At 71.7% G+C, this 21,276-nt stretch carries 20 protein-coding genes; 9 read left to right on the top strand and 11 right to left on the bottom strand.

Annotated elements, in window-relative coordinates; all coding sequences use genetic code 11:
* From EDF23_RS13870 to EDF23_RS13860, 3 genes are all read right to left on the bottom strand, one after another.
* A partial coding sequence (locus EDF23_RS13870; protein WP_131921961.1) for a hypothetical protein occupies window positions 1-209 on the bottom strand: 209 nt, incomplete at its 3' end.
* 2 nt (window positions 210-211) lie between these two features.
* Entirely contained in the window at window positions 212-541 is a 330-nt protein-coding gene (locus EDF23_RS13865) for a hypothetical protein (RefSeq protein ID WP_123936922.1), read from the bottom strand.
* Between the two features lie 100 nt (window positions 542-641).
* A complete protein-coding gene (locus EDF23_RS13860) occupies window positions 642-938 on the bottom strand; it encodes a WXG100 family type VII secretion target (RefSeq protein WP_071404660.1) in 297 nt (98 codons plus the stop codon).
* Window positions 939-1,045: 107 nt separating this feature from the next.
* Between EDF23_RS13860 and EDF23_RS13855 the strand changes: the two genes are divergently transcribed.
* Complete coding sequence (locus EDF23_RS13855) at window positions 1,046-5,467, top strand: FtsK/SpoIIIE domain-containing protein (RefSeq protein WP_131921960.1); 4,422 nt, start codon at window positions 1,046-1,048, stop codon at window positions 5,465-5,467.
* Between the two features lie 52 nt (window positions 5,468-5,519).
* Here EDF23_RS13855 and EDF23_RS13850 read toward each other — a convergent pair whose 3' ends face one another.
* The 6 genes from EDF23_RS13850 to EDF23_RS13825 all read right to left on the bottom strand — a co-directional run bounded on the left by EDF23_RS13850 (window position 5,520) and on the right by EDF23_RS13825 (window position 8,838).
* Window positions 5,520-6,128 (bottom strand): FHA domain-containing protein, encoded by a 609-nt coding sequence (locus tag EDF23_RS13850; protein ID WP_123293218.1) that lies wholly within the window; start codon window positions 6,126-6,128, stop codon window positions 5,520-5,522.
* Window positions 6,128-6,736, bottom strand: a complete 609-nt coding sequence (locus EDF23_RS13845; protein WP_111085350.1) for a hypothetical protein — start codon at window positions 6,734-6,736, stop codon at window positions 6,128-6,130. Before EDF23_RS13845 ends, EDF23_RS13850 begins: the two co-directional genes overlap by 1 nt.
* A gap of 5 nt (window positions 6,737-6,741) precedes the next feature.
* Window positions 6,742-7,545, bottom strand: coding sequence for an oxygenase MpaB family protein (locus EDF23_RS13840; RefSeq protein ID WP_165901131.1), 804 nt, complete (start codon window positions 7,543-7,545; stop codon window positions 6,742-6,744).
* Window positions 7,546-7,637: 92 nt separating this feature from the next.
* Entirely contained in the window at window positions 7,638-8,003 is a 366-nt protein-coding gene (locus EDF23_RS13835; RefSeq protein ID WP_131921958.1) for a hypothetical protein, read from the bottom strand.
* Between the two features lie 63 nt (window positions 8,004-8,066).
* The gene (locus EDF23_RS13830; protein ID WP_131877586.1) at window positions 8,067-8,360 is read right to left on the bottom strand and encodes a hypothetical protein; all 294 of its coding nucleotides are present in this window, start codon (window positions 8,358-8,360) and stop codon (window positions 8,067-8,069) included.
* A gap of 43 nt (window positions 8,361-8,403) precedes the next feature.
* On the bottom strand, window positions 8,404-8,838 hold the full coding sequence (locus tag EDF23_RS13825) for an ester cyclase (protein WP_131921957.1): 435 nt from the start codon (window positions 8,836-8,838) through the stop codon (window positions 8,404-8,406).
* Between the two features lie 357 nt (window positions 8,839-9,195).
* Here EDF23_RS13825 and sucC point away from each other — a divergent pair, with 357 nt between their 5' ends.
* The 8 genes from sucC (at window position 9,196) to EDF23_RS13785 (ending at window position 20,353) form a co-directional block, all read left to right on the top strand.
* Window positions 9,196-10,365, top strand: coding sequence for an ADP-forming succinate--CoA ligase subunit beta (gene sucC, locus EDF23_RS13820; protein ID WP_123671459.1), 1,170 nt, complete (start codon window positions 9,196-9,198; stop codon window positions 10,363-10,365).
* 11 nt (window positions 10,366-10,376) lie between these two features.
* A complete protein-coding gene (sucD, locus tag EDF23_RS13815; protein ID WP_123340958.1) occupies window positions 10,377-11,264 on the top strand; it encodes a succinate--CoA ligase subunit alpha in 888 nt (295 codons plus the stop codon).
* 104 nt (window positions 11,265-11,368) lie between these two features.
* Window positions 11,369-13,351 carry a DUF6350 family protein gene (locus EDF23_RS13810; RefSeq protein WP_131877584.1) on the top strand — a complete coding sequence of 661 codons (1,983 nt, stop codon included), beginning with the start codon at window positions 11,369-11,371 and terminating at the stop codon, window positions 13,349-13,351.
* A 41-nt stretch (window positions 13,352-13,392) separates the two neighbouring features.
* Complete coding sequence (gene purN / locus EDF23_RS13805) at window positions 13,393-13,986, top strand: phosphoribosylglycinamide formyltransferase (protein WP_111085342.1); 594 nt, start codon at window positions 13,393-13,395, stop codon at window positions 13,984-13,986.
* Window positions 13,983-15,617: a bifunctional phosphoribosylaminoimidazolecarboxamide formyltransferase/IMP cyclohydrolase gene (gene purH / locus EDF23_RS13800; protein ID WP_123936913.1), complete on the top strand. Its 1,635-nt coding sequence runs from the start codon at window positions 13,983-13,985 to the stop codon at window positions 15,615-15,617. The genes purN and purH overlap by 4 nt, the downstream gene beginning before the upstream one ends.
* Window positions 15,618-16,162: 545 nt before the next feature.
* Window positions 16,163-17,971: an ABC transporter ATP-binding protein gene (locus EDF23_RS13795; protein ID WP_131877582.1), complete on the top strand. Its 1,809-nt coding sequence runs from the start codon at window positions 16,163-16,165 to the stop codon at window positions 17,969-17,971.
* Window positions 17,968-19,890 (top strand): ABC transporter ATP-binding protein, encoded by a 1,923-nt coding sequence (locus EDF23_RS13790; RefSeq protein ID WP_243648924.1) that lies wholly within the window; start codon window positions 17,968-17,970, stop codon window positions 19,888-19,890. Before EDF23_RS13795 ends, EDF23_RS13790 begins: the two co-directional genes overlap by 4 nt.
* 37 nt (window positions 19,891-19,927) lie before the next feature.
* Window positions 19,928-20,353, top strand: a complete 426-nt coding sequence (locus EDF23_RS13785; protein ID WP_123293233.1) for a DUF805 domain-containing protein — start codon at window positions 19,928-19,930, stop codon at window positions 20,351-20,353.
* Between the two features lie 39 nt (window positions 20,354-20,392).
* Here the strand turns inward: EDF23_RS13785 and EDF23_RS13780 are convergent, their stop codons facing one another.
* Together EDF23_RS13780 and EDF23_RS13775 are read right to left on the bottom strand one after the other, a co-directional pair.
* Entirely contained in the window at window positions 20,393-20,740 is a 348-nt protein-coding gene (locus tag EDF23_RS13780; RefSeq protein ID WP_235035781.1) for an MGMT family protein, read from the bottom strand.
* Between the two features lie 30 nt (window positions 20,741-20,770).
* Window positions 20,771-21,226 carry a GNAT family N-acetyltransferase gene (locus EDF23_RS13775; protein ID WP_111085338.1) on the bottom strand — a complete coding sequence of 152 codons (456 nt, stop codon included), beginning with the start codon at window positions 21,224-21,226 and terminating at the stop codon, window positions 20,771-20,773.
* Window positions 21,227-21,276 lie beyond the last annotated feature (50 nt).

The following is a 21,276-nucleotide window of genomic DNA, read 5'->3' as shown; positions in this document are numbered from 1 at the left end:
TCGATCGCGTCGACGAACACATCGGCCGCTTCACCCTCCCAGTCGGTCAGCCACCCGGACCCCTTCACCGACTTCAGCCGGGTCGAGGCGTCATCGGCTGCGTCGGAGATGCGCTGGTACTCCCGCGACATCATCCGCAACGTCGACGGATCACCCTTGACCGGATCATCACCCTGATCGACGACATCCCACCCCGACGGCCGCCCCATGACTACTCCGCCCTCGAGGCAGCGGGTCCGCCGCCGCCGTTCTCGTCGTTGACCTGCAGTGCCTGTGCGAGCTGCTCGTCGGTCTCGGTGTAGGTCTCGACGGACGCGCTCAGCATGTCCGCCAGCGCCTTCGTCGAGTCGCTGATCTTGTCGCGCTTGTCACCCCAGCGGTGGTCGAAGTCGTGCAGGGCGTCCTGCACGGTGCCCGAGCCGATCTCGTCGTCGGACGCATCGACGCGCTTGTGCGCCTGTTCGAGCGTGCTGTGCACGGTCGACAGGTCGGTCTGGAGCTCCCCGAGCCCCATCAGGTCAACGAGCAGTCTCGAAGCCACGGAACAATCCCTCCCCGATCACGAACCGGAAGCCACCGCCACCGGAACCGCGTCGACCCCGTGCCCCACGCGATCGCGGGACACGGGGTCGTCAGCGGTGTCAGCCCTTGAGGCCGGAAGCGAGCGACTCGTCCGTCTCGGACAGGGTCTGCGACGCCTTCGACAGGAACGTCGACAGGCCCTCGAGCCCCTGGACGGTCTGGGTCACGCCACGGTTGAACTCGTCGTAGGACTCGCCGAACGCGACGGACGACTTGTCGGTGACGTAGCCGTCGGAGATGAGCTGCTGGATCTTGCGCTGCAGGGCGGAGAGACGGTCTTCGATGTCCGCCTGACCCGCCTTGAGGTCGGAGGCTGCTGCCTCGAGGTCTGCGTACGAGACGTTGATGTTCGCCACGGTGTGACTCCCTTTCCCCGGAGTTTCGTCATGTCCCCCCAACGGGGCGTGTTGCAGGGGACACTACCATCGTCCTGCGACATGTAGTCAATGCTACGGGGGATGCCATGACCTTCACGTTCACGATGGTCGACCGCGAGAGCGGTCAGACCGCCAACGTCTACGTCGACGGGGACGACACCCGTGCGGTCGGCGAGCTCGTCGCCGAGGCCGAACGCCTCATCGCGACGGACGTCGTGGCCTCCGGACGGACCCCGGCGTACTTCGTCGGCGAGCAGCCGCTCGACCTGGCCGCGACGGTCGCCGAGTCCGGTGTGCGCGAGGGTGTGGTCGTGGCCCGCAGCCTCGAGCAGGTGCCGCCGCAGCCGCTCCGTCCGCTGACCGACGCCGAGATCCGGATCGTCTCGGGCCTGCACGCCGGCACCATCGTGCGGGTGGGCACCGGCACGGTGACGATCGGCACGGCGACGAACGCCACGGTGCGCATCCCGGTGAGCACCACCGCCGAGGTCGAGGCCGAGGCCACCGGGGCCGAGACCGTACCGGAGGTCGCCCTGCTCGTGTCGGTCACGGCCGACGGCGCGAAGGTCCGTCCGGCGAACGGCTTCGCCGGGGCAGTGCTCGACGGTGCTGCCGTCACCGAGGAGACCGACTGGCCGGAGACCGCGCAGCTGGCGATCGGCGGGGTCCTGCTCGGCTTCGGTCGGGCGCCGGACCGTGGGGCGCACCTGTCCCTGGCCGACGACGGCATGTCGCTCGAGTACAACCGCCCGCCGCGCATCCTGCCTCCCGACGAGCACACCCGCTACCAGCTGCCGGCCCCGCCGACCGAACCCCCGGCGCGGGCGCTGCCCATCCTGATGGCGCTGGCGCCGATGGGAATGGCCGTGATGTTCGTGTCGACCACCGGTCGCTGGATCTACCTGCTCATCGCCCTGCTGTCACCGATCCTGATGATCATCACGGGCCTCCAGGGTCGCCGTCAGGGCAAGAAGACGTACCGCCAGCGGATCGTGGAGTACGAGGACACCAAGGCGCGCATCGAGGCGGACGCGACCGAGAGCCTCCAGTCCGAACGGGCACGCTGGATCGCGAGCGCCCCCGACCCGGCTGCCGTCTACGAGACGGCGGTCACGCCGCTGCCGCGCCTGTGGGAGCGGCGTCGGACCGACCCCGACCACCTGCTCGTCCGTGTCGGCACGGCGACGCAACGGTCCGAGGTGACCATCGAGGACCCGGAACAGCTGTCGCACAAGCGGACCGTCGCGTGGGACGCGACCGACGTGCCGGTCCGGATCCGCCTGGCGGAGCGTGGCGTGATCGGCATCGCCGGCCCGGACGACGACGCCCGACGGCTGGCGAACTGGGTGGTCGCGCAGCTCGCGACGCTGCAGAGCCCGAAGGACGTCACCTTCACGCTGCTCACCGACACCACCCGGACCGCGCTGTGGGAGTGGATGTCCTGGTTGCCGCACGTCCGCCGCGACGGCGCCGACCAGCCGATGACGAGCATCGCCTCGAACGCCGCGACGACCGCGCGGGCCATCGCCGAGCTCGCGGCGGTCATCGACGCCCGGAAGGAAGCCGGTATCGGCAAGAAGACGCCGCCGGCCGACGAGATCGTGGTCGTGATGGACGGCGCCCGACGCCTGCGTGCGATGCCGTCGCTCGTGCAGGTGCTGAAGGAGGGGCCGTCGGTCGGGGTGTTCAGCATCTGCCTCGACCTGGACGAGCGGCTCCTGCCCGAGGAGTGCGACGCCGTGGTCGTGGTCCGCGACGACCGGATCCGGGTCACGCAGCAGCGCAGCGAGCGCATCGACGACGCCCGGCCCGACCTGGTCGACCAGGACTGGCTCGAGTGGGTCGCCCGGTCGCTGTCGCCGATCGTCGACGCCAGCCCGGACGTGCAGGACGGCGCCATCCCGTCGTCGGCGCGGCTGCTCGACGTGCTCCAGCTCGAACCGCCGACGTCCGAGGCCGTGCAGGCCCGCTGGCTGCTCGGCGGTCGCAGCACGACCGCCGTCATCGGCGCCTCGATCGACGGGCCGTTCGCGATCGACCTGCGGAACGACGGTCCGCACGGACTCGTGGCCGGCACGACCGGTTCCGGCAAGTCCGAGTTGCTGCAGACGATCGTCGCGTCGCTCGCCGTCGCGAACCGGCCGGACGAGATGAACTTCGTGCTCGTCGACTACAAGGGCGGTGCGGCGTTCAAGGACTGCGTCGACCTGCCGCACACGGTCGGCATGGTCACCGACCTCGACACCCACCAGGTGGAGCGGGCGCTCGAGTCGCTCGGCGCGGAACTGCGCACCCGCGAGCACGCCCTGGCCGAGGTCGGCGCGAAGGACCTGGAGGACTACCAGGACCTGCAGGCGAAGCGCGCGGCGTCGGGCGACGCGATCCCGAGCCTGCCGCGGCTGCTCATCGTCATCGACGAGTTCGCCTCGCTCGCCCGCGAGCTGCCCGACTTCGTCAAGGGCCTGGTGAACATCGCCCAACGTGGTCGGTCGCTCGGCATCCACCTCGTGCTCGCCACGCAGCGCCCCGGCGGTGTCGTGTCGCCCGAGATCCGCGCCAACACGATCCTGCGGATCGCGTTGCGCGTCACCGACCAGTCGGAGAGCCAGGACGTCATCGGCGCGAACGACGCCGCGCGGATCGCGAAGACGACGCCCGGTCGCGCGTACGTGCGGCTCGGCGCGGCCTCGTTGCTGCCCTTCCAGTCCGGTCGGGTGGGCGGGCGTCGGCCCGGCACGGACGACCAGGAGGCCCGGCCCGCCCTGGTCCGCGAACTCACCTTCGCCTCGTACAGCGAACCAGCCCCCCGCCCGGCAGCCGTCGAGGCCGCCGCCAGCGACGTGGAGGTCACCGATCTGAGCGTCCTCGTCGCGTCGATCGGCGACGCCACCCGCGCCCTCGGCACCCCCGAGCAGCGGAAGCCCTGGCTGCCCCCGCTCGGTGCGGTCGTCGGACTCGACGACGTCGAAGCCGCCGGTGCCGCAGGTGCCGCCGAGCTGCCGCCGCTCGCCGTGGCCTGGGGCGTCGAGGACCACCCCGCCGACCAGCAGCAGCGCCCCGCCGTGTTCGACCTCGACGCCGACGGCCACCTGTTCGTCATCGGGTCGCCGCGCTCCGGCCGCAGCCAGACGCTCCGCACCCTGGCCGGTGCGATGGCCCTGCGCCTCGGCGTCGGTGACGTGCACATGTACGGGATCGACTGCGGCAACGGCGCCCTGCTCGCGCTCGGGGCCCTGCCGCACTGCGGTGCCGTGGTGCAGCGGCACGAGCCAGACCGGGTCTCGCGGCTGCTCGGCATCCTGCTCCGCACCGTGCAGGAGCGCCAGGCGGCCTTCGCGAGCGGCGGGTACTCGTCCATCGCCGAGCAGCGGTCCGACGAGCACACCACCCCGCTGCCGCACGTCGTCGTGTTCCTGGACCAGTGGGAGAGCTTCATGGCGACCCTGGCCGACGCCGAGAACGGTGCGCTGCACGACGCCGTCCAGACGCTGCTGCGCGAGGGCGTCGGCGTCGGCGTGCACCTGATCGTCTCCGGCGACCGCACGCTGACCTCCGGCCGGATGTCGAGCCAGGTGGAGCGGAAGCTGCTGCTCGCCCTGGCCGACCGCGGCGACTACAACTACGAGGGCATCAACGGCAAGAAGCTGCCGGAGTCGATCCCGCCCGGTCGCGGCTTCCGGAACGCCACCGCGACGGAGACCCAGGTCGCCGTGCTGCCCGGCGGCCTCGGCGGACGCGACCAGGCGGCGGCGATCCGCGGCATCGGTGACGAGGTCCGCGCCCACGTCCCCGCGACCGTGCCGAAGCCGTTCCGGATCGACGTGCTGCCGCGGTCCATCACGTTCGAGGAGGCCGTGCGGTACCTGCCCTCGGCGGACGCCTCGGTCGGCCGGGTCGCGCTCGGAGTCGGCGGCGACGAGCTCCGGCTCTTCACCCACGACTTCGTGCAGGACACCCCAGTGTTCATCGTCGCCGGCAGCCCGCGCTCCGGCAAGAGCACCGCGCTCGTCGCGATGGCCCGGCACGTCCTGTCCGCGGGTGGGTCGGTCGTCGCGGTCACGCCGCGGGACTCCCCGCTCCGGGCACTCGAGGGTGCACCGCGCGCGACCGTGGTCACCGACGGCGGGATCGGGGCCGAGGGCCTCTCCGCCGCGATCGACACCGGCTCGGACGGCTTCACGCTCGTGCTCGTCGACGACGCCGAGGCGCTCAAGGAGACCCCGGCCGAACCGGTGTTCCGGGCGGTCATGGACTCCGACCGGGGTCGTTCGGTCGGGCTGGTCATCGCCGGCGACGTCGAGGGCGTCGCGAGCGGGTTCCGTGGCTGGCAGGTCGACGCGAAGAAGGCCCGTCGCGGGATGCTGCTCGCACCGCTCAGCACGGTCGACGGCGACCTGATCGGCACGAAGCTGTCGAAGAGCCTGGTGACGCAGGACCGGGTGCCGGGTCGGGCACTGCTCAACGACGCCGACCAGGCGCTGCGGCTGGTGCAGGTGCCCGCCGACTGACGGGGACGGCGCGACGTCGCGCGCCAGCGTCGCGCCGCCGCGCCGCTCGGCGTCAGCCGAGTGGGGCTTCGCCGACCAGCGCGGTCTGCGGCTCGGCGCGCAGCGTGTGGCCGCCGAACACGACCACGTCGCCCGGTTGCACCACGGTGCGCTGCGCCGGCGGCACCATCGTCGCCGGGAACCCCGGCCGCTGCAGCTCGACCCCGTTCGCCGACGCCGTGTCGAGCACCCAGAGCGAGCCCTCGGCACCGAAGCCGAACTCCAGGTGCGTGCGGCTGAGCAGCTTGTCCGGGTCCTCGAGGGCGATCATGTGCGCGTAGCCGCCGTCCGGGTGGGCGCTCGCCGGGTCGCGGCCGATCAGCCCGCCACCGGACACGGTCACCCGCTGGTGGTCGTCGAGCACCAGGACGGCCGCCGCAGTCTGCCGGGCCGGAGCCGCGTCGCGGCGGGCCGTGCCACCGGCGGAGCCCAGGGGACGCCCGGGCAGCTGCGCGACGGTCGCCCGCACCCGGTCGGCGCTGGCGCGGGGAGCCGGCGGCGGCGTGACGACCGCGCGGGCGAGTTCGCCGCGCTGCGCCATCCGCGCGAGGTCGTCGACGGTGACCCGCTCGACGACGGGTTCGACGGGCTTCCGACGCTTCCGGAACGGCCAGATCCGCATCAGTCGACCCCGCCGCCGACCGTGGCCGAGTCGATGAGCTCGAAGGTGTCGGTCACGGTCTCGAACAGTTCGTACAGCGGCTCGGCCAGGTCGGTCGCGGGCGAGGACACGCTCACCAGCGCGACCTGGTCACCGGCCGGCACGAATGTCTGCATCAGCACGACGTCGAACGATCCGCGGCCGTCCGGCGCCTGCACGGTCGAGACGCCCCAGACGCGCGGCACCCGACCGACGCGCGGGACCTCGTGCACGTCGACGTGCATGCCGTCGTCGTCACCGCCGAGTGCGGCGACGTGGTCGGTCAGGGCGGCGAGCGGGTCGCCGCCGGCCTCGGGAGCGGGCAGGACCGTGACGGTGAGGGCGCCGGAGACGATGCCGTCCTCGCTCGGCTCGGCGAAGGCCGCGCAGTACCGCGCACCGCTGTCCCACGCCGACCGCGCGAACCGACGGAGGGCCCGGACGATCTCGGTCCGGTGGTCCCAGAGCTCGCGCTGGTCCTCGATGCGCTCCTGCACCAGGGCGCTGATCCGGTCGTCGCGGCGCTCCGGCTCGACGGGCAGCTCGAACCAGGAGCGCGGGACCGTGATGGCGAAGTGGTCGACCGACATGCCCGCTACCGTACCGTGGCGTGTCGCCCGGCCGTCCGGCGCATCGCCCGCAGCAGCAGCGGACCCGGCAGCCGCAGCAGGGCCCCGGGCACGACCGACCGCACGCCGCTGACCGCGGCGACCGTCCGCTGGAACCGCCGTTGCTCGCGCGGCCCCCACGCGAACCCGTACGCGGTCCGCAGCCGCTCCGGCAGCATCCCGACCGTGACGATCCGGACGAGCGGCATCGCGGCACGCACCCAGAGCGGCGCGAACCGCGGGTGGAGCAGGTCACGCACCACCCCGCGGGCGTCGTCGGTGACCTCGAGCCGGTCGAGGGCGTCGGCCCAGTACTCGTCGAAGGCCGCGACCGAGGTCGGCCAGCGCTCGGCGGGCACCCGCAGCGTCGTCGCGATCGGGGCGTACGCGGCGAGCACGGCCTCGGCGCGTTCCGCCGTGACGGGAGCGCCGAACAGGTCGTGCGCCCGACGAGCCGAGTCGAACAGGGTCGCGGCCACCCACAGCTGCCGGTCGACCTCGTCCGCGCCGGTCACGGGCGCGTGGGCCCGGTTCACGAAGCCGGCGGCGATCGCGGCGTCCTGCTCCGTGCCGGAGACGACGGCGTACACGAACATCAGGGTGTGGGCCAGCCGCTGCTGCGGTCGGCGGGCGAAGTCCGAGTGCCGGCGGACCCCCGCCGCGACGACCGGGTCGGCGATCTGCAGCAGGATGGCGCGGCCGCCCGCGGCCACGGGTGTGCTGTCGGCGAGGAACCGACGCAGGCTGCGGTCGTGGACGCGACCGAACGACGGACGGGAGGTGGGCCCCACCAGCCGGTTCCGGCGCACCGCGCCAGCGGGGTGACGGCCGTGACTGGAGGCCCGTGGCGGGCCCGGCACCGGGCCTCCAGGCCGTGGGGTGGTCACGGTCCACCCCGTCGGCGTCGCGCCCGCAGGACGGGGACGAGATCAGCGCCGATCGCCGCGACGAGCGCGACCGCGCCGGTCACGAGGGCGGCCACCAGGTACGTGCCGTCGACCCGGACGTCGCCCGTCAGGGCGAGCACGGTCGCGACGAGCCAGATCGCGGGGAGCGGCCAGAGGCGGCTCGGCGCTCCGGTGACGACGGCTCCGACCACCGCGACCGCGAGGAGCGGAACCCATCGACCTGCCGGCCCCGACTGCGCGGCGAGGTGTGCGGCGGCTGCGACGAGCAGCATCGCCGCGATCGCCACCAGGCGGGCGGCCGACGGCATGCTGCGGACGCTGGCTCGGACACGACGGAACACGGCCCGATGGTACGGGCCGTGTTCCGCGGATCCCTGGGGGAGGCGCTGATCAGGGGATGCGGGTCAGAGCGGCTTGGTGCCGAGGTCGCCTCCGAGGTCCGGCCGGTCCTCGTCGGCGTCGTGCTCCCACAGGTCGGGGGAGCCCTCGCGTGGGGAGCCGCCGGTCGGGCCGTCGTCGGTACCGTCACCGCGCTGCGGCTCGACGGTCTCGCCGGCGACGGCGTCGTTCGTCACGGTCTCGAGGGACTCCTCGGACTCGTCCACCTCGTACGGGCCGACGTGCTCGCGGTCGATGTCGTCGTCGCGGCGCTGCTGGGCCTCGAAGTCGTCGACGGGGCTGATGCCGGGATCGCTCATGGTGTCCTCCTGGGTGTGGGTGGTGCCGGGTGTCCGATGGTGTTCAGGCGCTGACGAAGTGGACGTCGCCGGAGCCGAGCGCGAGCTGCTCCGCCAGGCCCTTCTCGTCGGTCGAGCCCCAGCGTTCGGCGATCTTGCCGTCACGGAACTTCGAGACCTGGATGCCGCGGACCTCGAAGGCGCGACCCGTCGGCGCGTGGCCCTGGAACGGACCGGTGTGGGTCCCGCGGATCGTGAACACCGCGGTGATGTAGTCGTCCGTGACGACGAGCGGGTCGGGCTCGAGCGTGAGGTCCGGGAACGCGGTGGTGAACTCGGTCCAGAAGTCGACGATCCCCGCGAGGCCGGGCTGCTGGTCGGGCGCGGGGTCGTGGTCCACGACGTCCTCCGCCCACACCTCGGGGAAGCGGTCGAAGGCCCGCGCCTCCAGGATCTCGCCGAGTCGTTCCTGTGCCTGCTGGTTCTGTTCCGCGGTCATGCGCGCTCCTTCGTTCGGGCCATCCGGTGGTTCGGGCCTGCCGGTGGTTCGGGCCTTCCGGTGTACGCCGGGTCGGTGAGAGCGGCGTCCAGGGTGCGCGAGTTCACCTCCGGGACACCTCCCCGTCACGACGGCCGTGCACACTGCCGGTGCTCGGGGGAGTGGAGCGCGGTCGCCGACGGGTGGTCGAGCGACCGCGCCTTCCCCTGCGTCCCGCGCCGCCCGTTGTCTCGACGTCCATGTCGCCGCGCTAGGCTGCGTGACGGCCGTTGTCTCGACATCGAGCGACCCTCGATGTGGAGTGCGCGACCGGGAAACCGATGCCGATCGCACGAACCGTGCGGGAAGAAGAACAGCGTGGATCTTTTCGAGTATCAGGCCAGGGACCTCTTCGAGTCCTACGGCGTCCCCGTCCTCCAGGGGATCATCGCCGACACCCCGGAAGAGGCGAGAGCGGCGGCCGAGAAGATCGGTGGCGTCGTGGTCGTCAAGGCCCAGGTGAAGGTCGGCGGGCGCGGCAAGGCCGGCGGCGTCAAGGTGGCGAAGACCCCCGACGAAGCGTTCGAGCACGCCCAGGCGATCCTCGGGCTCGACATCAAGGGCCACACCGTGCAGCGCGTCATGATCGCCCAGGGCGCCGACATCGCCGAGGAGTTCTACTTCTCCGTGCTGCTCGACCGGGCCAACCGCTCCTACCTCTCGCTCACCAGCGTCGAGGGCGGCATGGAGATCGAGCAGCTCGCGGTCGAGAAGCCCGAGGCGCTCGCCCGCGTCGAGGTCGACCCGCTCACCGGGATCGACGCGGCCGCCGGTCGCGCGATCGCCGAGCAGGCCGGGTTCCCGGCGGAGCTCGTCGACCAGGTGGCCGACGTCTTCTCGAAGCTCTACGACGTCTACAAGGGCGAGGACGCCACGCTCGTCGAGGTGAACCCCCTCGTCCGCACCGGCGACGGCCAGATCCTGGCGCTCGACGGCAAGGTCTCGCTCGACGAGAACGCCGACTTCCGCCACCCCGCGCACAAGGACCTCGAGGACTCCGCCAGCGAGGACCCGCTCGAGGCCAAGGCGAAGGCCCACGGCCTGAACTACGTGAAGCTCGACGGTCAGGTCGGCGTCATCGGCAACGGTGCGGGCCTTGTCATGTCGACGCTCGACGTCGTCGCCTACGCCGGTGAGCGCCACGGCGGCGTGAAGCCCGCGAACTTCCTCGACATCGGCGGCGGCGCCTCGGCCGAGGTCATGGCCAACGGCCTCGACGTCATCCTCGGCGACCCGCAGGTGAAGAGCGTGTTCGTGAACGTCTTCGGCGGCATCACCGCCTGCGATGCCGTCGCGAACGGCATCGTCGCCGCCCTCGGGATCCTCGGCGACGCGGCCACCAAGCCGCTCGTCGTGCGCCTGGACGGCAACAACGTGGAAGAGGGCCGACGGATCCTGGCGGAGGCAGCGCACCCGCTCGTCACCGTCGCCGCGACCATGGACGACGCGGCCGAGCAGGCCGCCGAACTCGCCGCTGCCGCGGCCTGAAGGGACTGACCATGTCGATCTTCCTCAACAAGGACTCCAAGGTCATCGTCCAGGGCATCACCGGCGGCGAGGGCACCAAGCACACCGCCCTCATGCTCAAGGCCGGCACCCAGGTCGTCGGTGGCGTCAACGCCCGCAAGGCCGGCACCACCGTCACCCACGGTGACGTGTCGCTGCCCGTCTTCGGCACCGTGCGCGAGGCCATCGACACCACCGGTGCCGACGTCTCCATCGTCTTCGTGCCGCCGGCGTTCGCCAAGGACGCCGTGCTCGAGGCCATCGATGCCGCGATCCCGCTCGTCGTCGTCATCACCGAGGGCATCCCGGTGCAGGACGCCGCCGAGTTCTGGGCACACGCCAAGGCGCTCGGCGGGACGACCCGCATCATCGGCCCGAACTGCCCCGGCATCATCACCCCGGGGGAGTCGCTCGTCGGCATCACCCCGGCGACGATCACCGGCAAGGGACCGATCGGCCTCGTCTCGAAGTCGGGCACCCTGACCTACCAGATGATGTACGAGCTGCGGGACCTGGGCTTCTCGACCGCCATCGGCATCGGCGGCGACCCGGTCATCGGGACGACGCACATCGACGCGCTCGCCGCGTTCGAGGCCGACCCCGAGACCGAGGCCATCGTGATGATCGGTGAGATCGGTGGCGACGCCGAGGAGCGCGCAGCCGAGTTCATCAAGGCGCACGTCACGAAGCCGGTCGTCGGGTACGTCGCGGGCTTCACCGCCCCCGAGGGCAAGACAATGGGCCACGCCGGAGCGATCGTGTCCGGTTCCGCCGGCACCGCCGAGGCGAAGAAGCAGGCGCTCGAGGCCGCCGGCGTCAAGGTCGGCAAGACGCCGTCCGAGACCGCTGCGCTGCTGCGTGAGGTCGTCGCCGCCCGCTAGTAGCCATCGCCCGGCACACGGTCGGGACGAAGCCGGGAGGCTCGGTGCGGGTTCCGCGCCGAGCCTCCCGTCGTTCGGGGGTCGGCTCACGTATCCTCGCTGCGATGAACCGCCTGGGAACCGCTCTGCTCGCCGCGATCGAGGCGGTCGTGACGGTCGGCGTCGGCATCGGGATCGCACTTGTGCCGCTCACCCTGCTGTGGGGCTTCGAGTACGGCCTGCAGATCGACTGGGACGTGTTCTGGAAGGCCACCGGCAGCGTCTGGCTCGTCGGCCACGGCGTCGACGTCTCGTTCCTGCTCGGGTCGGCACTGGCGAAGAGCTCCGGGGTCAGCGGTGCCGCCGATCCCATCCACGTGACGCTCGCGGCGCTCGGCTTCGCGGTCGTGACCGCCTGGCTCGGCGCCCGCGCCGGTCGACGCTTCGCGGAGACCGAGCACCGGACCACCGGCCTGCTGGTCGGGACGGCGGTCGTCGCGGCGCTCGGCCTGGGCGTCGCGTTGTCGTCGACCTCCGCCGTCACGCAGCCGACGATCTGGCAGGCCGTGGTCCTGCCCGCACTGTGGTTCGGGATCCCGGCGCTCATCAGCTCGGAGGTCTGCCGACGACGGCGCGACCTGCCGGCGGACCCCGCCACCCAGCGTGTGCTCGACCTGCTCGACCGTGCGCCCGTGCTCTGGCGTGCGATCGCCGGGTTCGGTCTCCGTGCCGGGACCGCCGCCACCGGAGTCGTCGTCGCGTTCGCCGGGGTCGTCGTCGCGCTCCTGCTCTTCACCTCGTTCGCCGAGGTGATCACCCTGTACGAGCAGTCCCACGCCGGCGTGATCGGCGGCATCGCCCTCACCGTCGGGCAGCTCGCGTTCCTGCCGGACTTCGTCGGGTGGGCGACGTCGTGGCTGATCGGCCCCGGGTTCGCCATCGGCACCGGTTCGAGCGTGTCCCCGATCGCCACCACCCTCGGACCGATCCCCGGACTGCCGGTGTTCGGCGCACTGCCGACCTCGGGCCACACCTTCGGCCTGGTCTGGATCCTGGTGCCGGTGGTCGCCGGCTTCGCGATCGGCGGCTCGATGCGCCCGCGACTCGTCCGTGCGCTGGGGAGCGCCGACTCCGCACTCCACCGGGCGCTCGCCGGTGTCGCGACGGGCATCGTCGCCGGTGTCCTGACCGGGCTGATCGCCTGGGTGTCGTCCGGATCGTTCGGCCCCGGACGACTGGCCGACGTCGGCCCGCACGCCCTGGTGGTGGGTGGGTTCGCCGCGCTCGAGATCGGCCTGCCGGCGGTCATCGCCCTCGCCGCGGGCAGCGACCTCGTCCGCCTGCCGGACCGGGGCTGGACACGGGAGCGCTGGACCGAGGCGGACGACGACGACGCAGACCGGACCGGAGCCGAGGCCGGGGCGGGATCGCTGCTCGCCGCGCTCGACCAGGCCGGCGCGGGACGGACCACCGACGTGCACCGGTTCGTGGTCGAGGAGACGCACGACGGGTCGACCGCTGCCCGCCCCCGCACCGCCGTGGACAGCCCGACGGAACCGATCGCCGACGAACCGGTCGCGCCTGCGCCCATCGCAGCGCCTCGGACGCCCCCGCGCGACCCGGACCACGACGTGGAACTGCCGGCCTGGGCGAAGACCGACGCCGTCGCCTCGGAGCGTCTGGCGGACGAGAGCCCGACCGAGCCCCGCTCGTCGGGACGTGCCGCGATGGGTGCCCTGCGCGATCGACTGCACGGTGCCGCCGACGGTGTGCGGGAGCGTGCCGGTGGACTCCGCGAGCGAGCCGGTGGACTCCGCGACCGCGTGACCGGTGCCGACGCCGTAGCGGAGCAGCAGCGCCCTGCGCCCGCTCCGGAACGGCCCGCCACGTCGACGCCCGTACCCGACCACACCGACGCGCAGCCGGCGTTCCCGTGGAGCACCGAGGAGTTCGTCGCCGGTCGGGACGACGTCGACGACGAACCGGCCGCACCCGAGGCCCCCGCCGCCGCTCCCACCCAGGCGGCCCGTCCCACGAACTGGGACGTCACCGACCAGATCCCCGACGAGGAGCTGCCCTGGTGGCGCCGCCCGAAGGACGATCGCTAGCGCCGACGTCATGCCGCGCGGGTCCCGGTAGGGTTGGTGCCGTGCTCGAACTGGTCGTCCTGATCTCCGGTACCGGGTCGAACCTCCGAGCCCTGCTCGAAGCGACCTTCGACGCCGAGTACCCCGCCCGTGTCGTCGCCATCGGTGCCGACCGCGATGCCGAGGGTCTCGGTCTGGGCGAGGAGTTCTCGATCCCGACCTTCACGGTGCCGTTCTCGCGCTACGAGACCCGCGCCGAGTGGGGACAGTCCCTCGCCGAGCAGATCCGCCCGTGGTCGCCCGACCTGCTCGTGCTCTCCGGCCTGATGCGCCTGCTGCCCCCGGCCGTGGTGTCCGAGTTCGCCCCGGGCATCATCAACACCCACCCGGCGTACCTGCCCGAGTTCCCCGGCGCCCACGGCGTGCGGGACGCCCTGGCAGCCGGCGTCACCGAGACCGGCGCGAGCGTCATCGCGGTCGACGACGGCGTGGACACCGGCCCGATCCTGGCCCAGGAGCGCGTCCCCGTGCTCCCGGGTGACTCCGAGTCGACGCTGCACGACCGCATCAAGCCGGTCGAGCGCCGCCTGCTCATCCAGACCATCCTCGACATCGCCAACGGCACCACCGACCTGAAGGGCACCCCGAGCGCATGAGCGTGCACGCAGCCGACCCCAGCCTCTACCGCGACCGTGACGTGGTGCCGGTCCGCCGCGCACTCATCTCGGTGAGCGACAAGTCCGGCCTGCTCGAGCTCGCCGGTGCCCTCGCCGAGTCGGGTGTCGAGATCGTGTCGACGGGGTCCACCGCCCAGACGATCCGTGACGCCGGGTACGCCGTCACCGACGTCGCGAGCGTCACCGGCTTCCCGGAGTCGCTCGACGGCCGGGTCAAGACGCTGCACCCCTCGGTGCACGCGGGCCTGCTCGCCGACCTGCGCCTCGAGTCGCACGAGCAGCAGCTCGCCGACCTCGGGATCGCGGCGTTCGAGCTCGTCGTCGTGAACCTGTACCCGTTCGTCGAGACGGTGGCCTCTGGTGCCGACACCGCGACCGTGGTCGAGAACGTCGACATCGGCGGCCCCGCGATGGTCCGTGCGTCGGCGAAGAACCACCCGAACGTCGCGATCGTCGTCTCGCCGTCGTCCTACGCCGAGGTCGTCGAGGCCGTCCGCGCCGGCGGCACCTCGCTCGAACTCCGCAAGCGTCTGGCGGCCCAGGCCTTCGCGCACACCGCGGCGTACGACACCGCGGTGGCGTCCTACTTCGCCAGCGACGTCGTCGCGGCCGCTGCGGCGCCGACGACCAGCGGCGACATCCAGACGCCCGGCGCGTTCGACGAGCACCTCGGCTTCACCGCCGACCTGTCGGCCACGCTCCGCTACGGCGAGAACGCGCACCAGGCAGCCGCGTTGTACACGAGCACCGACGGCGCCGGCATCGCGCAGGCGACGCAGCTGCACGGCAAGGAGATGTCGTACAACAACTACGTCGACGCCGACGCGGCCGTCCGTGCGGCGTTCGACTTCGACACCCCCGCGGTCGCGATCATCAAGCACGCCAACCCGTGCGGCATCGCGATCGCCCCGGCGGACGCCGCCGACCCGATCGCCTCGGCCCACGCCGCCGCGCACGCCTGCGACCCGCTGTCGGCGTTCGGTGGGGTCATCGCCGCGAACCGTCCGGTCACCGTGGCGATGGCCGAGACCGTGAAGGACATCTTCACCGAGGTCGTCGTCGCCCCGGGCTTCGACCCCGAGGCGCTCGAGATCCTGTCGCGCAAGAAGAACATCCGCCTGCTCACGCTGCCGGCCGACTTCGCCCTGGCACCGCGCGAGGTCAAGCAGATCTCCGGCGGCTTCCTGGTGCAGGACGCCGACCGCTTCACGGCGTTCGACCAGTCCACGTGGACCCTGGTCGCCGGCGCGCCCGCCGACGACCAGACCCTCGCCGACCTGGCCTTCGCGTGGAAGGCGAGCCGTTCGGTCAAGTCGAACGCCATCCTGCTGGCGAACCAGGGCGCGAGCGTCGGGGTCGGCATGGGCCAGGTCAACCGGGTGGACTCGTGCCACCTCGCGGTGAACCGTGCCGGTGACCGCGCGACCGGCAGCGTCGCGGCGTCCGATGCGTTCTTCCCGTTCGCCGACGGCCTGCAGGTGCTGCTCGACGCCGGTGTGCGCGCGGTGGCCCAGCCCGGTGGCAGCGTCCGCGACGACGAGGTCATCGCCGCGGCGACGGCCGCGGGCGTCACGATGTACTTCACGGGCGAGCGCCACTTCTTCCACTGAAGTGAACAAATCGCGGCACCCTATTGCGCGCTGAGAGTCACTGTGAATAGTCTGTAAGGCTCCGCGACAGGCAGCCGACGGTCCCTCGGGACCGGTGGCACCGCGGACACAACGGTGACGAAGACGACGACTGGAGTGACGATGGACAACATGACCGGAACCGTGGCGACGGCCGCCCGTGCAGGTCTCGTGTCCGTCGTGGGGACCACTCCCGCACGGCGATCCCTGATCGCACCGCGACCGCGCGTCGCGGCCGCCGTCTAGCCAGGCCGTTCCCACGGCCTCGCGGCGCCGCACGACCAGCGTCCGCGAACCACCCGCCTGAACCCGGGGGACGAGTGTCTCCCGGTGCCCTCCGGCCCGACCGACGTCACGCGAGTGACGGCGGAGGCGCGACCACGCGCCCGGCCGATGATCACCACGCAACGCCACACCGAGCCTCCAGGTCGAGGCCGCGCACGCACCGCACGCCAGAGCAAGCAAGCAGCAGGCGGCCAGGGCGCAGCGCGACCCGGGGACCCGGCAGACGCATGAGGACGCAACGCATGTCCAAGTCGCCCACCACGGCGCGCCCGTCCACCTTCCGCGCGATCGCGCGGATCTACCCCTACGTGAAGCCCTACCAGGGGCGCCTCATCGGCGGCATGGCCGCAGCGATGGGAGCCTCCTTGGTGGCGCTCGCAATCCCCTACGTCCTGCAGTGGCTCGTCGACGGCCCGCTGTCATCGAAGGACGGCGCACAGATCTGGCCCGCCGGCCTCGGCGTGCTCGCCCTCGGTGTGCTCGAGGCGTTCTTCATCGCCTCGCGCCGCCGGATGGTGATGCGCCCCTCGACGCGGATCGAGGCCAGCATGCGGAACTCGCTGTACGCGAAGCTGCAGGACCTGCCCGTCGCGTTCCACGACCGGTGGGAGTCGGGGCAGCTGCTGTCCCGTTCCGTGTCGGACCTGTCGTTGATCCGCCGCTGGCTGGCCTTCGGTGTCGTCCTGCTCGTCGTGAACGTCGTGACGATCGTCGTCGGCTTCGTCGTGCTGTTCACCTTCGGGTGGCTGCTCGGGCTGATCTTCCTGATCGCGTCGATCCCGCTGTGGATCAACGGGCTGCTGTTCGAGCGTCGGTACTCCGTCGTCGCGCGCCGCAGCCAGGACCAGGTCGGTGACCTCGCGACGAGTGTCGAGCAGTCGGTGCACGGCATCCGCGTGCTCAAGGCGTTCGGCCGCGGCGGGTCGAAGCTCGAGGAGTTCAGCGAGCAGGCCGAAGCCCTGCGCGGCACGGAGATCAAGAAGGCGAAGGCCATCGCGAGCATCTGGCTGTGGCTGCTGCTCGTGCCGGACGTCGCGTTCGCGCTGTGCCTGCTCGCCGGCATCTGGCTGGCGTCGCAGGGCGAGATGACCGTCGGTCAGCTGTTCGCGTTCTTCGCGACGGCGACGGTGCTGCGGTTCCCGATCGAGTCGATCGGCTTCCTGCTCTCGATGACGTTCGACACCCGCACGGCGGTCGACCGCTTCTTCGAGGTCATGGACTCCGAGAACACCATCACGGACCCGAAGGACCCGAAGACGATCGCGGAGCCGCACGGGGCACTGTCGTTCAACGGCGTGCACTTCCGGTACCAGGACTCCGCGCCGCAGTACCCGGACCTGATCAACGGCGTCGAGCTGCAGCTGCAGCCGGGCGAGACCATGGCGCTCGTCGGGCTCACGGGCTGCGGCAAGACGACGCTGCTCTCGCTGGTGCCGCGCCTGTACGACGTGACCGGCGGATCGGTGACGATCGACGGGGTCGACATCCGCGACCTCACCCGCGAAGAACTGCGCCGGCACGTCGGCGTCGCCTTCGAGGACGCCACCCTGTTCTCGTCGACCGTGCGTGAGAACGTGCTGCTCGGTCGACCGGACGTGCAGGGTGCCGAGGCCGAGGCGCTCATGCGCGAGGCACTCGACATCGCGCAGGCGTCCTTCGTGGACGACCTGCCCGACGGCGTGGACACCCGGGTGGGCGAAGAGGGGCTGTCGCTGTCCGGTGGACAACGCCAGCGCCTGGCGCTCGCTCGCGCGATCGCCGCGCGGCCGTCGGTGCTGGTCCTCGACGACCCACTGTCGGCGCTCGACGTCGACACCGAGGCGCGGGTCGAGGCGGGCCTGCGGCGCGTGCTCGCCGACACCACGTCGCTCATCGTGGCGCACCGTCCGTCGACGGTGACGCTGGCCGACCGGGTCGCCCTGATGGAGAACGGCGTCGTCACCGCCGTCGGGACCCACCACGACCTGATGGCCACCAACGAGCACTACCGCTACGTCATCTCGTCGCTCGACGACGACGACGCGACCGCACGACAGGAGGCGATGGCATGAGCCAGCAAGAGAAGAACCTGCCGCTGGACACGGCGGCCGGGCCGGGAGGCGCGGATCCCGTCGTCGACGACATCGCCGACGCGCAGTCTGCCGCGCCCGTCACCGCCTCGATCACCACCCTGGGCGTGCGCGGCGAGGAGCGCGAGGACTTCACCAAGGCGGAGAGCAAGCGCCTGCGGCGTCGCTCCCTCGCCCTGCTCGGTTCCCTCGCGGCCCCGCTGAAGCTCCGCCTCGTGCTGCTCGGGATCGTCGTCGTGGTCTCCACGGCGGGCACCGTCGCGGGCCCGGCGCTCATCGCGTGGGGCATCGACAACGCGCTGCCCGCCGTGATGGACCAGAACGACTGGGTGCCGGCGTTCGGCGTCGTCGCGACGTACATCGTCGTGGCCGTCCTCGGCGCGGTGCTCACCGCCTGGTACACCGTGCTCGCCGCACGGATCAGCCAGGCGATCCTGTTCGACCTGCGCAAGCGGGTGTTCCTGCACACGCAGCGGCTGTCGCTCGAGTTCCACGAGACCTACACGTCCGGCCGGATCATCTCCCGCCAGACGAGTGACCTCGACTCGATCCGTGAGCTGCTCGACTCCGGCCTGAACCAGCTCATCCAGGGCGTGCTCTACATGGTGTTCACCGCCGTGGCCCTGGTGCTGCTCGACCCGACGTCCGGGCTCGTGCTCGCGGTGTCGCTCGTGCCGCTCTGGTTCCTGATCCGCTGGTTCCAGAAGAACTCGCAGACGCTGTTCCGCGCCACCCGCGTCACCTCGGCGCGCGTGATCGTGCACTTCGTCGAGACCATGACGGGCATCCGCGCCGTACAGGCGTTCCGCAAGGAGTCCCGCAACAAGGACGAGTACGGCGGCTTCGTCGAGGACTACCGGCTGGCGAACACGAAGGTGTTCAACCTGTTCGGGACGTTCGACCCGGTGCTCGTGCTCATCGGCAACGCCACGCTCGCTGCGGTGGTCGTCGTCGGCGGCTTCCGGATCGTCGGCGGGACGCTCGAGGTCGGTGCGCTGCTCGCGGTCGCGCTGTACGCCAAGCGCTTCTTCGACCCGGCGCAGGAGCTCGCGATGTTCTACAACGGGTACCAGTCGGCCTCGGCGGCGATGGAGAAGATCTCCGGCGTCCTCGAGGAACGGCCGAGCGTGCCGGACCCCGTGAAGCCGACCAAGCTGGCCGACGCCACGGGCAAGATGGACTTCGACGAGGTCGTGTTCGCCTACAACGCGGGCAAGGTCGTCCTGCCGGAGTTCGACCTGCACATCCCGTCCGGGCAGACCATCGCGCTCGTCGGGTCCACCGGCGCGGGCAAGTCGACGCTCGCCAAGCTCATGGCGCGCTTCTACGACCCGTCGCACGGTTCCGTGCGGCTCGACGGCGTGGACCTGCGCGACCTCGACACGAAGGACATGCGCCGCGCGATCGTCATGGTCACGCAAGAGGCCTACTTGTTCTCCGGCACGGTCGCGGACAACATCGCGCTCGGCAAGCCGGGGGCCTCCCGCGCCGAGATCGAGGCGTCCGCCAAGGCGGTCGGCGCGCACGAGTTCATCATGGCGCTCCCCGACGGGTACGACACCGACGTGAACAAGCGCGGTGGTCGTGTCTCGGCGGGACAGCGGCAGCTGCTCTCGTTCGCGCGGGCGTTCATCGCGGACCCGAAGGTGCTCATCCTCGACGAGGCCACGGCGTCGCTCGACATCCCCTCGGAGCGGCTGGTGCAGGAAGGGCTGGAGACCCTGCTCGCCGACCGCACCGCGGTGATCATCGCGCACCGCCTGTCCACGGTCGCGATCGCGCACCGCGTGCTCGTGATGGAACACGGGAAGATCGTCGAGGACGGCACCCCCGCCGACCTCATCTCGGGTACCGGACGGTTCGCCCAGCTGCACGCGGCCTGGCGCGACTCGCTCGTGTAGGACGTAGTCGGGCTGCACCACGTGGTTGGCTTGCTCCATGAGCAACGACAGCGTGCAGCCCGGCGGCGTCGCCCTGCGCGACCCCTTCTACGGCGCACCCTTCACCGAGGCCGTCCGGCGGTTCTGGCGGAAGTACACCGTGTTCACCGGACGGGCCTCGCGTGCCGAGTTCTGGTGGTGGTGGATCACGTCGCTCGCGATCGGACTCGTCCTGCAGCTCGTCCCGCAGGCGTTCACGCCGGACACCGCGCTGTTCGAGAACCCCGTCGGGTCCTACCTGTTCGTCCTCTGGGGCCTCGCGACCCTGATCGGGTCGCTCGCCCTCGGCGCCCGACGGCTGCACGACGCGGGCCTGTCCGGCTTCTGGCAGTTCCTGCACGTCGTGCCCGGCATCGGCTCGCTCGTCGTGTACGTGCTGTGCCTGATCCCGACCAGCCCGAAGGGCGAGCGCTTCGACCGCTGACCGCCGGCGCACGGACGGACGACGTGCGCGGGCCGCACGTCAGAACGGGTCGTCCGCATCCGTGGACGGCGACCAGCGAGCACGACGCATGTCGAGCCTCCAGGCCGCCGTCCCCTGCACGAGCGGCGTGCCCTCCGCGCGGTAGTGCTGGAGCGCCCGGGCCTCGTGGTGCAGCGGCGGGTGCCCACCCGCGCGCACCACACGCCACCAGGGCAGGTCGGCGCCCTCGTGCGCCATCACCTTGCCGACCGCACGCGACGCACGTGAGCCGAGCGCTGCGGCGACGTCGCCGTACGTCATGACGTGACCCGGCGGGATCATCCGGACCACCTCGGCCACCGCCGCGCCGAAGTCCTGCTCCGGCGCGGGGGCGTCGTCCTCGGGCACGTCGTCGGTGAGTACGTCGTCGGAGACGTACTAGAGCGTCAGGACCGCGAAGTGGTCGCCGTACTGGGTCTCGCGGACGACCTCGAAGCCGACGGCACGGAAGAACGCCTCGGGGCTGTCGTCGCCGCCGGGCTCGTACACGACCGTCAGGCGTTCCTGCCCACGGCTGCGGGCCTCGTCCGCCAGGCCGTGCACGGCGAAGCGGCCGACGCCGCGACCCTGCGCCGTGCCGGCGACGTTGACACGCCAGATGGCACTGCGCAGCTCTTCCTGCGCGTTGTCCGCGTCGAACGAACCGATGATGAGGCCCAGGACCTCGTCGCCGTCCAGGACCACCCGGGTCCACGCGGAGCTCGGCTTGACGTCGGACTCGGCGACCCCGTAGGTGGTCGGCTGCACGAACTGTTCCTGACCCGGCTTGAGCGTCAGGGAGTTCGCCGCGGCAGCGGTCTTCGCGGAGAGTTCTTCGAGACGCAGGTCGGCCATGCGGCCAGGGTAACGGTGCGACCCGTGTGGGGGCCAGCGCGGACGGCAGA

This window comes from Curtobacterium sp. PhB128, from assembly GCF_004340725.1.
Classification (GTDB): domain Bacteria; phylum Actinomycetota; class Actinomycetes; order Actinomycetales; family Microbacteriaceae; genus Curtobacterium.
This window is presented reverse-complemented; position numbering and strand designations above follow the sequence as displayed.